1 protein-coding gene is annotated in these 783 nt (G+C 46.2%); it reads right to left on the reverse strand.

Annotated features, from left to right (window positions below; genetic code table 11):
- The coding region (locus HC752_RS24325) for a transposase (RefSeq protein WP_190337750.1) at positions 1-783 on the reverse strand (783 nt) is incomplete at both ends.

Here is a 783-nt window from a genome sequence, read left to right on the forward strand (position 1 = left end):
ATGCGCTTTCTGTTTAGTTTCGGCATCGCGTGTTTGATGGTGGTTTCACAGCCAACGACCGTACCTTTTTCCAGTTGAGTACAAGCGCTCATCCAAGTGGCTTGGTCAATGCCCAATCGATTTAGAATGGAAGGAAGCGCCGAGTGAATACTGCCACGTTTGTCTTCACGAATTTGCCGTCCCGTCCAATCCACCAATTCTAGGTAATCCAGCAGCCGAAAAGGAATGCCCGGAGGGATATTCTTTCTGGGGTAGCCCACAAAAGGGTGTAAGCAAGGTGCCGTAGTTTTACTGTCTTTCAGGGCTTGAATACGCGCTTTTACAGAGGTGTATTCCGATGCTTCAGGGGTATTTGCCATACTAGCTCGAACTGGGTTCAAATCGACGTAAGCCATCGCTGCCGCAAGGGCTTGTTCATCCAATAGTGCTTGGCTCTTGAACCGCCCCTCCCAGAAATGCCCTGTACAACCATCCTCTTTATTGGCTTGAGTGGCAATGAATTGATTCAGCATACGCATAAACCAACTGATACTGGCTAAACGCTCTCGCCACGTATCAATAATCTCGTGGATTTTGAGTTCTTCTGCTTCTGATAAAGCGTCTTTTTTCAACCACTTTTGAATCAATACAGGCGGCGTGTGAAAACTTAACCATCGGTCGCAAATCTCTTGGTCAGAAAGGGCTTTTTCACGTTCAACATTGATATGAAGAACAACATGGTAGTGGTTGCTCATAATGGCGTAGGCACAAACATCAATACAGAATACTTGGGAAAGCTTAAGT

The organism is Vibrio sp. S9_S30, assembly GCF_014694455.1.
In the GTDB taxonomy this organism is placed as follows: domain Bacteria; phylum Pseudomonadota; class Gammaproteobacteria; order Enterobacterales; family Vibrionaceae; genus Vibrio.